Annotated in this window: 10 protein-coding genes; 6 read left to right on the top strand and 4 right to left on the bottom strand. The window is 74.0% G+C overall.

Features of this window, described 5'->3' with window-relative positions; genetic code table 11:
• The first annotated feature begins 2 nt into the window (after nt 1-2).
• From nuoL to TEK04_RS00235, 5 genes are all read left to right on the top strand, one after another.
• Nucleotides 3-1,907, top strand: a complete 1,905-nt coding sequence (gene nuoL / locus TEK04_RS00255) for an NADH-quinone oxidoreductase subunit L (protein WP_336402277.1) — start codon at nt 3-5, stop codon at nt 1,905-1,907.
• Nucleotides 1,908-1,938: 31 nt separating this feature from the next.
• Complete coding sequence (locus TEK04_RS00250) at nt 1,939-3,480, top strand: NADH-quinone oxidoreductase subunit M (protein WP_336402276.1); 1,542 nt, start codon at nt 1,939-1,941, stop codon at nt 3,478-3,480.
• Nucleotides 3,480-5,006: an NADH-quinone oxidoreductase subunit NuoN gene (gene nuoN, locus TEK04_RS00245; RefSeq protein WP_336402275.1), complete on the top strand. Its 1,527-nt coding sequence runs from the start codon at nt 3,480-3,482 to the stop codon at nt 5,004-5,006. Before TEK04_RS00250 ends, nuoN begins: the two co-directional genes overlap by 1 nt.
• A 79-nt stretch (nt 5,007-5,085) precedes the next feature.
• The gene (locus TEK04_RS00240; protein ID WP_336402274.1) at nt 5,086-6,150 is read left to right on the top strand and encodes a polyprenyl synthetase family protein; all 1,065 of its coding nucleotides are present in this window, start codon (nt 5,086-5,088) and stop codon (nt 6,148-6,150) included.
• A 61-nt stretch (nt 6,151-6,211) separates the two neighbouring features.
• Complete coding sequence (locus TEK04_RS00235; protein WP_336402273.1) at nt 6,212-7,405, top strand: PQQ-dependent sugar dehydrogenase; 1,194 nt, start codon at nt 6,212-6,214, stop codon at nt 7,403-7,405.
• Here TEK04_RS00235 and TEK04_RS00230 read toward each other — a convergent pair.
• Complete coding sequence (locus TEK04_RS00230) at nt 7,389-8,045, bottom strand: pyridoxamine 5'-phosphate oxidase family protein (RefSeq protein ID WP_336402272.1); 657 nt, start codon at nt 8,043-8,045, stop codon at nt 7,389-7,391. The genes TEK04_RS00235 and TEK04_RS00230 overlap by 17 nt on opposite strands.
• A gap of 79 nt (nt 8,046-8,124) precedes the next feature.
• On the opposite strand from TEK04_RS00230, the gene TEK04_RS00225 reads away from it, so the two are divergent.
• A complete protein-coding gene (locus tag TEK04_RS00225) occupies nt 8,125-9,528 on the top strand; it encodes an aminotransferase-like domain-containing protein (RefSeq protein WP_336402271.1) in 1,404 nt (467 codons plus the stop codon).
• Between the two features lie 15 nt (nt 9,529-9,543).
• Here the strand turns inward: TEK04_RS00225 and TEK04_RS00220 are convergent, their stop codons facing one another.
• From TEK04_RS00220 to TEK04_RS00210, 3 genes are all read right to left on the bottom strand, one after another.
• Nucleotides 9,544-10,869 (bottom strand): cytochrome P450, encoded by a 1,326-nt coding sequence (locus TEK04_RS00220; protein ID WP_336402270.1) that lies wholly within the window; start codon nt 10,867-10,869, stop codon nt 9,544-9,546.
• Between the two features lie 81 nt (nt 10,870-10,950).
• Nucleotides 10,951-12,075 carry a 2-oxoacid:ferredoxin oxidoreductase subunit beta gene (locus TEK04_RS00215; RefSeq protein WP_336402269.1) on the bottom strand — a complete coding sequence of 375 codons (1,125 nt, stop codon included), beginning with the start codon at nt 12,073-12,075 and terminating at the stop codon, nt 10,951-10,953.
• Nucleotides 12,072-14,000: a 2-oxoacid:acceptor oxidoreductase subunit alpha gene (locus TEK04_RS00210; protein WP_336402268.1), complete on the bottom strand. Its 1,929-nt coding sequence runs from the start codon at nt 13,998-14,000 to the stop codon at nt 12,072-12,074. Before TEK04_RS00210 ends, TEK04_RS00215 begins: the two co-directional genes overlap by 4 nt.

The following is a 14,000-nucleotide window of genomic DNA, read 5'->3' as shown; positions in this document are numbered from 1 at the left end:
CGATGGATCCCGTGCCCGCGACCGGGTTGCTGTCGGTCTCCTGGCTGCTCATCGCCCTGCCGCTGGCCGGGGCCGCCGTCCTGCTGCTGGGCGGTCGGCGCACCGACCGGTGGGGCCACCTGCTGGCCATCGCCACGGTCACCGCGTCGTTCGTGCTGGCCGTGCTCGGCACGGTCGAGCTGGCCGGGCTCGACGAGCGCAGCGTCGGCGTCGACCTGTTCACGTTCGTCTCCACCGGGCAGCTCGACGTCGGCGCCGGGCTGCTGCTGGACCCGCTGTCGATGACCTTCGCGCTGCTCATCACCGGGGTCGGCGCGCTCATCCACGTCTACTCGGTGGGCTACATGGCCCACGACCCCGCCCGGCGCCGGTTCTTCGCCTACCTGAACCTCTTCGTCGCGGCGATGCTGCTGCTGGTGCTGGGCAACAGCTTCGTGGCGCTCTACGTGGGCTGGGAGGGCGTGGGCCTGGCGTCCTACCTGCTCATCGCGTTCTGGTACACCCGCCCGGCCGCGGCCACCGCGGCCAAGAAGGCGTTCATCATGAACCGGGTCGGCGACGTCGGCCTGGCCCTGGCGATCTTCGTCATGTTCACCCAGCTGGGCACGACGTCCTACGAGGGCGTGCTCGGGTCGGTCGGCCTGCTGGGCGGCGGCACCGTCACCGCCATCGGGTTGCTCCTGCTGCTGGGGGCCTGCGGCAAGTCGGGCCAGTTCCCCCTCCAGGCGTGGCTGCCCGACGCCATGGAGGGCCCCACCCCGGTCTCGGCGCTCATCCACGCGGCGACCATGGTCACCGCCGGGGTGTACCTGATCGCCCGCTCGGCGCCGGTGTTCGACGCCGCCCCCGTCGCGCAGACCGTCGTGGCGGTCATCGGTGCGATCACGATCATGGTCGGTGCGGTCGCCGGGTGCGCCTACGACGACATCAAGAAGGTGCTGGCCTGGTCGACGGTCAGCCAGATCGGCTACATGTTCCTCGCCGTGGGCCTGGGGCCGGTGGGCTACGCCGCGGGCATCGCCCACCTGCTCACCCACGGCTTCTTCAAGGCCGGGCTCTTCCTCGGGGCGGGGTCGGTCATGCACGGCATGGGCGACCGCACCGACATGCGCCGCTTCGGCGGCCTGGCCACGAGGATGAAGACCACCTTCGTGACCTTCGGGTTGGGCTACCTGGCCCTCATCGGCTTCCCGTTCCTCTCGGGCTACTGGACCAAGGACGCCATCATCGAGGCCGCGTTCGACCGCGGGGGAGCGGCCGGGTGGCTCCTCGGCGGGGTCGCCGTGCTGGGCGCCGGGCTCACCGCGTTCTACATGACCCGCCTGGTGCTCATGACCTTCTTCGGCAGGCCCCGCTGGGAGGACGGCGTCCACCCGCACGAGTCGCCTGCGGTCATGACGCTGCCGATGGTCGTGCTCGCGGTCGGGTCGGTCGCCGCCGGCTTCGTGCTGGTGCAGGTCGCCCCGCTGGCCGACTGGCTGGCCCCGGTGTTCGGGCAGCCCGAGGAGGTCGCCCACGTCGTCCCGCCCGTCGTGGTCAGCGTCGTGGTCACCGTCGTGGTGGCCGCCGGGGCGCTGGTCGCCTGGCTGGCCGTCGGCCGCCGTGCGGTGCCCACCACGGCACCGGCGCGGGTGTCGCTGCCGGTGCGCGCGGCCCGCAACGGCCTCTACGCCGACGCCGTCAACGAGGCGGTGTTCATGCGGCCGGGCGCCTGGCTGACCCGCGCGGCCGTGCAGGTCGACGACCGCGGTGTGGACGGCCTGGTCACCGGCATCGGGACCGGGCTCGGGGGGTCCTCCGCGCGGTTGGGTCGGGCCCAGACCGGGTTCGTGCGCACCTACGCCCTCGGCATGCTCGGCGGCGCCGTGCTGGTCGCCGGGGCCCTGCTGGCGGTGGCGGCCGGATGAGCACCACCCCGTCGACGAAGGAGACCCGGTCGTGAGCGACGTCCCCTGGCTGCTGGCGATGGTCGTGCTGCCGGCGGTGGGCGGTGCGGCCGTGGCAGCGCTGCCGCGGGACCGCGACGCCGTCGCCAAGCAGGTCGCGCTCGGCACCAGCCTCCTGGTGCTGGTGCTGGCCGTGCTCGCCACGGTGGCCTTCGACCCCGGTGGCGACCGGTTCCAGCTGACCACCGCGGTGGACTGGATCCCGGCCTTCGGGGTGCAGTTCGCCCTGGGTGTCGACGGCATCGCGCTGGTGATGCTGCTGCTCATCGGTGTGCTGGTGCCCGTGGTCGTCGTCGCGTCCTGGCGCGACACCGGCCCCGGCGGCCGGCCGATGAAGGCCTACTTCGCCTGGCTGCTGGTGCTCGAGTCGATGATGGTCGGCGTCTTCGCCGCCACCGACGTGTTCCTGTTCTACGTCTTCTTCGAGGCCATGCTCGTGCCGATGTACTTCATCATCGGCAGCTTCGGCGGACCGCGCCGGCAGTTCGCCGCGATGAAGTTCTTCCTGTACAGCCTGCTCGGCGGGCTGGTCATGCTGGCCTCGGTCATCGGCCTGTACGTGGTGAGCAACTCCCAGATCGGCGAGGGCACCTTCGCCTTCGACGCGCTGCGCGCCCTGGACATCGACCCCGGGGTGCAGAAGCTGCTGTTCCTGGGCTTCTTCGTCGCCTTCGCCATCAAGGCGCCGCTGGTGCCCTTCCACACCTGGCTGCCCGACTCCGGTGCCGAGGCCCCGGTCGGCGGCGCGGTGCTCCTGGTCGGGGTGCTCGACAAGGTCGGCACCTTCGGCTTCATCCGCTACTGCCTCCCGCTGTTCCCCGACGCCTCGCGCACCTTCGCGCCGTGGATCCTGGGCCTGGCGGTGGCCGGCATCCTCTACGGGGCCCTGGTCGCGATCGGGCAGTCCGACATCAAGCGCCTGGTCACCTACACCTCGATCGCCCACTTCGGGTTCATCGCGCTGGGCATCTTCGCCTTCACGGTCGAGAGCGGCTCCGGTGCGGTGCTCTACATGGTCAACCACGGCATCAGCACCGGGATCCTGTTCCTCGTGGTCGGCATGGTGGTCAGCCGGGGCGGCTCCCGGCGGATCGCCGACTACGGCGGCATCGCGACGAAGGCCCCCGTGCTGGCCGGGGTGTTCCTGGTGGCCGGGCTGGCCAGCCTGGCCCTGCCGGGCACCAACAGCTTCGTGTCGGAGGTCCTGGTGCTCCTGGGGGCCTTCCCGGCCCGCCCGGTGTTCACCGTGCTGGCCACCGTCGGCATCGTGCTGGCCGCGCTCTACGTGCTGCTGCTGGTCCAGCGCGCGGTGCACGGGCCGGTGCGCGGGCTGGTCGAGACCCGGCCGTTCCCCGACCTGCGTCGCCGCGAGCTCGTCGTCGTCGCCCCGCTGGTGGCCCTCGTCATCGGGCTGGGCGTCTACCCGCAGCCGCTGCTGGACCTGGTGAACCCCGCCGTCAGCGCCACCATGGGCGACGTCGGCTCCGACCCCGCGGGGACCCAGCCCGCCACCGCCGAGCAGGGGGCCAACTGATGATCGAGGCTCCGGACCTCTCCCTGGCCGCCCTCAGCCCGCTGCTGGTGGTCTTCGGCGCCGCCCTCGTGGGCGTCCTGGTGGAGGCCTTCGCCCCCCGGCACGTGCGCCAGCCCGCGCAGGTCGCCCTGGCGCTGGTGGGCATGGTCGGCGGCGTCGTCGCCGTCCTGCTGCTGGCCGGCCGGGCCGAGGTCACCGCGGCCGGCGCGCTGGCCGTCGACGGCGCCGGGCTGTTCCTGCAGGCCACCGTCGCCGGTCTGGGCGCGCTGTCGGTCCTGCTGTTCGCCGAGCGCGGCCTGGACCCGGCCGGGTCGGCGTTCGTCGCCTCCGCCGCCGTGCCGGCCGGCAGCCCCCGAGACCGGGAGCTGCTCACCGACCAGCGGGTGCAGACCGAGGTCTACCCGCTGGCCACCTTCGCCGTGGGCGGCATGATGCTGTTCGTCGCGGCCAACGACCTGCTGGTCATGTTCGTCGCGCTCGAGGTGCTCAGCCTCCCGCTCTACCTGATGTGCGGCATGGCCCGCCGGCGGCGGCTGCTGTCGCAGGAGGCCGCGGTCAAGTACTTCCTGCTCGGCGCCTTCGCCTCCGCGTTCTTCCTGTACGGCCTGGCGCTGGTCTACGGTGCCACGGGCAGCATCCGGCTGTCGGAGATCCGGGCGTCGGTCACCGCCGAGGGCACCGGCACCCTGCTCGTGCTGGGCCTGGGCCTGCTGGTCGTCGGCCTCATGTTCAAGGCCTCGGTCGCCCCCTTCCACACCTGGACCCCGGACGTCTACCAGGGCGCCCCCACCCCGGTGACGGCCTTCATGGCCGCCTGCACCAAGGTCGCGGCCTTCGGTGCGGTGCTGCGGCTGCTCTACGTCGCCTTCGGGACGGCGGACTGGACCTGGCGGCCGCTGGTCTACGGCATCGCGATCGTGTCGATGGTGGTCGGCGCCGTCCTGGGGCTGACCCAGACCGACGTCAAGCGGATGCTGGCCTACTCCTCGATCGCGCACGCCGGGTTCCTCCTCACCGGCGTGCTCGGGCTCGGGGGGTCCGGGCTGTCGGCCACGCTGTTCTACCTGCTGGCCTACGGGCTGACCACGGTCGGCGCCTTCGCCGTGGTGACCCTGGTGCGCGACGGCGACGGGGAGGCCACGCAGATCGCCCGGTGGGCCGGGTTGGCCCGCCGCTCACCGCTCACCGCGGGCACCATGACCTTCCTGCTCCTGGCGCTGGCCGGCATCCCGCTCACCAGCGGCTTCACCGGGAAGTTCGCGGTGTTCCGGGCCGCGACCGAGGTGGGGGCCTGGCCGTTGGTGGTGGTCGCGCTGGTCACCAGCGCGGTGGCCGGCTACTTCTACCTGCGGTTGGTCGTGGTCATGTACTTCTCGGAGCCGGCCGAGGACGGGCCCACGGTCGGGGTGCCCGGGTTGCCCACCACCGTCGTGCTGGCCGTCACGGTGGCCGCCACGCTGGTGCTGGGTGTCGTACCGGGCTCGGTGCTCGACCTGGCCGACCGGGCCGCGGGCCTGGTGGGCTGAGGATCCACGGCGCTCCCGGCGACGAGCCCGGCGGGGCAGCCGTCGGCGTCCCGGCCTGCGGAGACTAGATTCACCGGCGATGAGCGGATCCCGCGCCCACACCCCGACCGGTGACGGCAGCCAGACGCAGACGTGGAACCGGCCTGGTCGGCCGGCCTCCACGATGGGCTCGTGGCTGCCCGAGGGCCCGCTGGGGGAGGCGCTGTCGGCCGGTCTGGCCCGCGTCGAGACCGCGCTGCAGACCGCCGTGGCCAGCGACCACGAGTTCGTGGCGGAGGCCGCGGCGCACCTCGTGACCGCCGGCGGCAAGCGGTTCCGCCCGGTGCTCGCGCTGCTGGCCGCGCAGCTCGGCGACCCCGGCGCCGACGAGGTCGTGTCGGCCGCCGTGGTCTGCGAGCTCACCCACCTGGCGACGCTCTACCACGACGACGTCATGGACGAGGCCGCCGTGCGGCGCGGGGCCCCGAGCGCCAACAGCCGGTGGAACAACAGCATCGCCATCCTGACCGGTGACCTCCTGTTCGCCCGGGCCTCGGACCTGCTCGCCGACCTGGGGCCCGAGGCGGTGCGCATCCAGGCCCGCACGTTCGAGCGGCTGGTCACCGGGCAGATCCGCGAGACGGTCGGCCCGGCCGCCGGGGAGGACCCGGTGGCGCACCACCTGTCGGTGCTGGCCGACAAGACCGGATCCCTGGTCGCCACCTCCGCCCGGTTCGGCGCCCGCTTCGCCGGGGTCTCCCCGGCCGTGGTCGACGACCTCACCGCCTACGCCGAGGAGGTCGGGGTCGCCTTCCAGCTCTCCGACGACCTCATCGACATCGTCGGCGAACGCGGCACCTCCGGGAAGCTGCCCGGCACCGACCTGCGGGAGGGCATCGCGACGCTGCCGGTGCTGTTCGTGCTGGCCGGGGACGACCCGGCCGAGGCCCGGCTGCGCGAGCTGGTCGCCCGGCCGCTCACCGACGACGCCGAGCACGCCGAGGCCCTCGCGCTGCTGCGCTCCTCGGCCTCGCTGGCCCGGGCCACCGAGGTGCTGCACTCCTACGCCGACCGCGCCCGGGCCCGGCTGGGCCGGGTGCCCGAGGGCGAGGTCCGCGAGGCACTCGACGCCCTCTGCGAGTACGTGGTCACCCGCAGCGCCTAGCCCGACCGCTCGCTCGCGGGGCACCCTGCGCGGTGCCCGCACCTCGGGGACAGTGGTGGTGATGACCACCAGCCGCGCTGCCCGCCCGACCGCCCTCCTCGCCGGCCTGGTGCTGCTGGCCGGCTGCTCGTCCGGGTCCTCCGACGCGGACGCGGCCGCCACGTCGGCCCCCGCCGACGCCCCGGCACTGGACGTCGAGGTGGTCCTCGACGGCCTGGACCACCCCTGGGACGTCGCCCAGGCCCCCGACGGCACCCTGCTGCTCGACGAGCGCGGCGGCGGGTTCACCGCCGTGCTGCCCGACGGCTCGGCCCAGCAGCTGACCGCCGACCTCGACGACCTGTGGGCGCAGGGCGAGACCGGGCTGATGGGCCTCGTGCTCGACCCCGGCTTCGCCGACAGCCGCCGCTTCTACACCTGCATGGGTGTCGCCGACGGCGGCGCCGACGGCGGGCCGGGCATCGAGGTCACCGCCTGGACCGTGGCGGAGGACTGGTCGGAGGCCACCCGCACCGCCGACCCGCTGGTGGGGGAGATCCCGGTCAACGCCGACACCGGCCGGCACGGCGGGTGCCGGCTGCGCTTCGACGCCGAGGGTCGGCTGCTGATCGGCACCGGGGACAACGCGGTCGGCACCAACCCGCAGGACCTCTCGTCGCTGGCCGGCAAGCTGCTGCGGGTCGACCCGCAGACCGGGCAGCCCTCGGCGGGCAACCCGTTCCTCGAGCTCACCGACCCCACCTCGCACGCGGTCGTGGGGTACGGGCACCGCAACGTGCAGGGCATCGCGGTGCAGCCGGGCACCGGGGCGGTCTACACCGCCGAGCAGGGCAGCCAGGTCGACGACGAGGTCAACCTGGCCACCGACGGCGGCAACTACGGGTGGGACCCGGTCGGGCAGGGCGTGTACGACGAGAGCGTGCCGATGACCGACCCCGAGATCCCCGGTGCGATCGAGGCCGTCTGGTCCTCGGGCGACCCCACCATCGCCGTCTCGGGCATCACGTTCCTCGACGGCGAGCAGTGGGGCGTCTACGACGGGTTGCTGCTGCTCGGCGTCCAGAAGGACACCGGGGTGCTCGCGCTCCGGCTGGCCGACGACGGCTCGTTGGTCGAGCAGTTCCGCATCCCCGAGCTGGAGGGCACCTACGGCCGGGTGCGCTCGCCCCAGCTGGGGGGCGACGGCGCGCTGTACCTGACCACCGACAACGGCGACGGCACTGACCAGCTGCTGCGGGTCACGCCCGTGAGCTGACCCGCTGGGGCACCGGCGTCCCGGGGGGCAGCTGCGGGCAGGGCTCGGGTCGGCCCCAGACGGTGTGCAGCGGCAGGACGCCGGCCCAGTCCGCGGCGGGGTGGGCCAGGTCGCGCTCGTCCTCCCCGGGCGGTCCGGTGCGGACCTTGACGCTGGCCTCGGTGAGGTCCAGCGCGAGGACGGCGGTGGCGATCAGCTCCTTGCGGTCGGGTCGCCGGCTGTGGTCCCAGGACCCGGGTGCGAGGTGGTCGGTGAGCACGGCCAGGCCGTGCCACCGCTCGTCGGGGTCGGTGACCAGCCGGGCGGTGCCCTGCACCACGGCGCTGCGGTGGTTCATCGAGTGGTGGAATGCCGACCGGCTGTAGACGACGCCGTCGACGTGGGTGACCGTGAAGCAGACCGGCAGCCCGGCGGCGGCGGCCCGCAGGGTGGCCGCGCCCGTGGATCCGTGCAGGTACAGCGTCTCGCCGTCCCGGCCGTAGCCGGTGGGCAGCACGAGGGGCCCGGTGGGCAGCGCGAGCCCGAGGTGGCCCACCAGCCCCGCGTCGAGCACCGCGTGGAGGTCGGCGCGGTCGGTGCGGGCCCGCACGGCGTTGCGGCGGACGGTCGAGCGGGCGGTGGGGGACAGCGGCGTGCTCACGAGGAGATCCTCCGGTGACCCGTGGCATCCTGGAACGGCCAATCCGCTGCTGTTCGAGCAGTCCACTGCAGGAGGTGCCGTGGCCGACGTCCCGGTCGTGCTGGACCGCACCTCGCGGGTGCCGCTGGCCGTGCAGCTGGCCGCTGGACTCCGCGCGGGTCCGGGGCTGCGGGCCGGGGACCGCCTGCCCTCCACGCGCGAGCTGGCCAGCCAGCTCGGGGTCAGCCGCACGGTCACGGCCGCCGCCTACGACCAGCTGCTGGCCGAGGGTTGGGTGGCCGCCCGGCACGGGGTGGGCACCTTCGTCGTGGGCAGCCCGCTGGCCGCCCCGGCGACGGCGGTCACCGCGACGGCGCCCGGTGCGGCGGTCCTCGACCTGCGTCCGGGCGCGCCGTGCACCGAGGTGCTCGACCCCGCGGCCTGGCGGCGGGCGTGGCGGGCCGCCGGCGACCGGCCCGCCGACGTCGGGTACGAGGCGGCCGGGGACCCGGCGTTCCGGGCCGCCGTGGTCGAGCACCTGCTGCGCCACCGGGGCCTGGCGCCCGACCCGGCCGCCGTGCTCGCCGCTGCGGGCACGTCGGCCGCCGTCGCCGAGCTCGCCGCCCTGCTCGGCCCGGGTGCCCGGGTCGGGGTGGAGGACCCCGGCTACCGGCGGGCCGTCGGTGCCCTGCGGGCCGCCGGGGTGCAGGTCGTGCCGCTCCCGGTGGACGACGACGGGCTGGTGGTCGACGCCGTGCCCGCCGGGCTCGACGCGGTGTACTGCACGCCGGCGCACCAGTTCCCGCTCGGCGGACGGCTCCCCGCGGCCCGCCGCTCGGCCCTGGTCGCGCGGGCCCGGGCGGAGGGCTTCACGGTGTGGGAGGACGACTACGACGGCGAGCTGCGCTACGACGTGGCCCCGCTGCCGTTGCTGGCCGCACTCGCCCCCGACGTCGTCGTCCACCTGGGGACGGCGTCCAAGGTGCTGACCCCGACGCTCGGCCTGGGCTGGCTGGTGGCCCCGCCGGGGGTGCGCGCCGGGCTGCTGGAGCGGCGGACCGCCACCGGCCAGCGACCCGGGCGGGCCGGTCAGCGGGTGTTCACGGCCCTCGCGGCCTCGGGGGACCTGGCCCGCCACCTCCGCCGGCTGCGCCGTGAGCTGGCCGACCGCCGCGGCCTCGTCCGGGCCGCGGTGACCAGCGCCGGGCGCACCACGGTGGGTGACGCGGCCGGGGCGCACCTCGTCGTCCCGCTGCCCGACCGGGCCACGGAGGCCGCGGTCGCCGACGAGCTGGCCGGCCACGACGTGGCGGTGGGCACGCTGGCCGAGCAGCGGCTGGTCGATGCGCGGGCGGGCCTCGTGGTCGGGTGGGCAGCGCCCGGCCGGGACGAGCTGGGAACCGCGCTCGCCGTCCTCAGCGCGGTGTTGTCGGGTGGGTCGAGCGCCGCGAACGCCCCGTCGGGCACGTCCCGACGCGGACGGAGGAGCAGCGACGCGGGGTGACCCACGCGACCGCGCTCAGGCGGTGACGGGGAGCTGCAGGGGGCCGCGCAGCACCGTGGCCACGCGGGGCACCGGGGAGCCGGCCGGGCGCAATCGGGGCATGCGCTCGGCCAGCAGCCGCAGGGCCACCTCGCCCTCCAACCGGGCGAGCGGGGCACCCAGGCAGTAGTGCGCACCGCCCGAGAAGGCCAGGTGCGGCGCGGCCTGCTCGCGGTGCAGGTCGAACCGGTCGGGGTCGGCGTGCACGGCCGGGTCGCGGTTGGCGCTGGCCAGGAGCACCAGCACGCCGCTGTCCCGGCACAGCCGCAGGTCGCCGACCTCGACGTCCTCGTGCGCGAACCGGGCGGTGAGCTGGACCGGCGAGTCGTAGCGCAGCGTCTCCTCGACCGCGGCCGCCGCCAGTGACGGGTCCGCGGCCAGCGCGGTCCACTGGCCCGGGGTGCGGTGCATGGCCTGCACCGCGTTGCCGATGAGGTTGGTCGTGGTCTCGAACCCGGCGACCAGCAGCAGCTGGGCCAGGGCCAGCACCTCGTCGGCGGTGGCGGTGCCGCCGTCCACCGCGCCCGCCAGGGTCGAGATGACGTCCTCGCCGGGGTGCGCCCGGCGCTGCTCGAGCAGCTGGCCGAACAGCGCCCGCATGCCGTCGGTGGCCCGGGTCAGCTCGCGCACGTGGGCGGGGGACCGGACGCCGTCCAGGGAGGACCCCAAGGCCAGACCCCAGCGGGCGAACCGTTCGGCGTCGACGTCGGGGACGTCCAGCAGCGCCGAGATGACCCGGATGGGCAACGGCGAGGCCAGGTCGGCGACCAGGTCGAACGGGCCCCGGCGGGCGAGCGCGCGGTCCAGCAGCTCCGTGGTCACCTGCTCGGCGACGGCGCGGTAGTGCGCCAGCCGGCGGGGCGCGAAGGCCGGCTGGGCCAGGCGGCGCAACCGGGTGTGGTCGGGCGGGTCGACGGTCAGCAGCGACAGGTCGACCGGCTCCATGAGGGAGGGGGCGTCGCCCTGGCTGAGCCGGCTGCGGCCGTCGGACAGCCGCACCCCCAACCGGCGGTCGCGCAGCACGGCCTCGACCGAGGCGTGGGTGGCGACGGCGGTGAGGCCCGTGCCGCTGCGCACCGGACCGCGCGCCAGCTGGGCGGCCCGTAGCTGGGCGTAGACCGGGTAGGGGTCCAGTCGCCACGGTCGGTGCAGCAGGCGGGCCACGCGGTCACCGCGCAGCGCGAGGGCGTACCCGCCGGCACGCATCGCACCGATCCGCGCGCCGAGGACGACGTCCTCGACCAGCCGGCCCGTCGCCGACCGCGCACCCACCCGGACCCCGTCGTCCACCGCGGCGCTCACGGGTGCCTGTGCCCGGCCCGGAAGTACCTGTTCCTCGCGATCACAGAGACACTGTGCGCCGGGCCGGGCGCCGGCGCAAGGTCAGTCGACCGTCCAGGTGTCCGAGCCGCGGAGCAGCGCGTCGAGGTCGGCCGGTTGACCGGAGCGGGCGTCCTCGAGCTGGTCGGTCATCATCGCGTCGTAGGTCGGCTTCTGCACCGAGCGGAACACGCCCATGGGGGTGTAGCGGAGGTCCTGGCTGGACAGCCGCGACAGCGCGAAGGCGTAGGCCGGGTCGGTGCGGTGGGCGTCGTGCACCACGATGTCGGCCTCCTCGACCTGGTTGGTCTCGGCGATCCGCAGCCCGCCCCAGCCGTCGGCGACCACGCAGGAGGCGCCGTCGGGGCCGAAGACCAGCTTCTCGCCGTGCACCAGCGGGATCGACCACTGGGTGCCCGTCAGCGGGTCCTTGAGCAGCTCGAAGGCGCCGTCGTTGAAGATGTTGCAGTTCTGGTAGATCTCCACCAGCGCGGTGCCCTGGTGCTCGGCGGCCTGCCGCAGCACGTCGGTGAGCCCCTTGCGGTCGGAGTCCATGGCCCGCCCCACGAAGGTGGCGTCGGCGCCCAGCGCCAGCGACACGGGGTTGAACGGGTGGTCCAGCGACCCCATCGGGGTGCTCTTGGTGACCTTGCCGACCTCCGAGGTGGGGGAGTACTGGCCCTTGGTCAGGCCGTAGATCCGGTTGTTGAACAGCAGGATCGTCAGGTTCACGTTGCGGCGCAGCGTGTGGATGAGGTGGTTGCCGCCGATCGACAGCGCGTCGCCGTCGCCGGTGACCACCCACACCGACAGGTCGGGGCGGGAGGTGGCCAGCCCGGTGGCGATCGCCGGGGCACGCCCGTGGATCGAGTGCATCCCGTAGGTGTTCATGTAGTACGGGAACCGGCTCGAGCAGCCGATCCCGGACACGATCACCATGTCCTCGCGGGCGATGCCCAGGCTGGGCAGGAACGACTGGACGGCGTTGAGGATGACGTAGTCACCGCAGCCGGGGCACCAGCGGACCTCCTGGTCGGTCTTGAGGTCCTTGGCCTTGAGCTGCGTCTGCTTCTCGCCGCCGAGCTCGACCGAGCGGGCGACGGCGTCGGCGATGCGCTGGTCGAAGGCGGGCATGCCCAGCTCGTGGACGTGCTCGTCGATCGCGGGAGAGGTGGGGTGGGTGGTCACGACTGGACCTCCGGTCCGGTGCTGTCGATGACGTCCTGGAGGACGGCGGCGAGCTCGGCCGCCCGGAAGGGCAGCCCGCGCACCTGGGTGTGGCTGTGCACGTCGACGAGGTACTTCGCGCGCAGCAGCAGGGCCAGCTGGCCGAGGTTCATCTCCGGGCACACCACGCGGTCGTAGGAGCGCAGCACCTCGCCCAGGTCGGCCGGCATCGGGTTGAGGTGGCGCAGGTGGACCTGGGCGATCGAGCGGCCCGAGCGGCGGATCCGCCGGCAGGCGGCCCCGATCGGCCCGTAGGTGGAGCCCCAGCCGATGACGGCGACCTTCGCGTCGCCGTCGGGGTCGTCGACCTCGGTGGGCGGCAGCGACGCGGCGATCCCGTCGACCTTGGCCTGCCGGGTGCGGGTCATGAAGTCGTGGTTGGCCGGGTCGTAGGAGATGTTGCCCGTGCCGTCTGCCTTCTCCAGCCCGCCGATGCGGTGCTGCAGACCCTTGGTGCCGGGCACCGCCCACGGGCGGGCCAGCGTCTCGGGGTCGCGCAGGTAGGGCAGGAACTCGCCGTCCTCGCCGTTGGGCTCGGTCGCGAACTCCACCTGCAGGTCGGGCAGGGTGTCCGCGGCCGGGACCGACCACGGCTCGGCGCCGTTGGCCAGGTAGCCGTCGGACAGCAGGAAGACCGGGGTGCGGTAGGTCAGCGCGATCCGGGCGGCCTCGATGGCTGCGTCGAAGCAGTCGGCCGGCGAGCGCGGTGCCACGACCGGCACCGGGGCCTCGCCGTTGCGGCCGAACATGGCCTGCAGCAGGTCCGACTGCTCGGTCTTGGTCGGCAGACCGGTGGAGGGGCCACCGCGCTGGACGTCGACGACGACCAGCGGCAGCTCGGTCATCACCGCCAGCCCGATCGTCTCGGCCTTCAGCGCCACACCCGGTCCGGACGTCGTCGTGACGCCCAGCGCACCGCCGAAGCTGGCGCCCAGCGCGGCACCGATGCCGGCGATCTCGTCCTCGGCCTGGAACGTGCGCACGCCGAAGGACTTGTGCTTGCTCATCTCGTGCAGCACGTCCGAGGCCGGGGTGATCGGGTAGGCACCCAGGAACACCGGCAGGCCCGAGCGCTGCCCGGCCGCGACCAGCCCGTAGGCCAGGGCCTGGTTCCCCGAGATGTTGCGGTAGGTGCCCGGCGCCATCGGGGCAGGCTTGATCTCGTAGGAGACCGCGAACGCCTCGGTGGTCTCGCCGTAGTTGAACCCGGCCCGGAAGGCGGCGATGTTGGCCGCGGCGATCTCGGGCTTCCTGCGGAACTGCCGCTCGAGGAATCGGACGGTGCCCTCGGTCGGCCGGTGGTACATCCACGACAGCAGACCGAGGGTGAACATGTTCTTGCTGCGCTCGGCCTCCTTCTTGCCCAGGCCCGAGTCGGCGAGCGCGTCGGTGGTCATCGAGGTCAGCGGCACGCTCACCAGCTGCCAGCCGTCGAGCGACCCGTCGGTCAGGGGGTTCTCCGCGTAGCCGACCTTGGCCAGGTTGCGCGCGGTGAACTCGTCGGAGTCGGCGATGAGCAGACCGCCGCCGGGCAGGTCGGCCAGGTTGGCCTTGAGCGCGGCGGGGTTCATCACGACCAGCACGTCGGGGGCGTCCCCGGGGGTCATGATGTCGTGGTCGGCGAAGTGCAGCTGGAAGCTGGACACACCCGGCAACGTCCCCGTGGGCGCCCGGATCTCGGCCGGGAAGTTGGGCAGCGTCGACAGGTCGTTGCCGAAGGACGCCGTCTCGCTGGTGAACCGGTTGCCGGTCAGCTGCATGCCGTCACCGGAGTCACCGGCCAGCCGGATCACGACCCGGTCGAGGGCGACGACGCTCTTGACGAGCCCGCCCGGAGCCGACGACGGGGCGTCGACGGTGGACTGCTCGGGGGTGCTGTGGGTCAT

The sequence above is a fragment of the Klenkia sesuvii genome, assembly GCF_037083825.1.
In the GTDB taxonomy this organism is placed as follows: Bacteria; Actinomycetota; Actinomycetes; order Mycobacteriales; family Geodermatophilaceae; genus Klenkia; species Klenkia sesuvii.
This window is presented reverse-complemented; position numbering and strand designations above follow the sequence as displayed.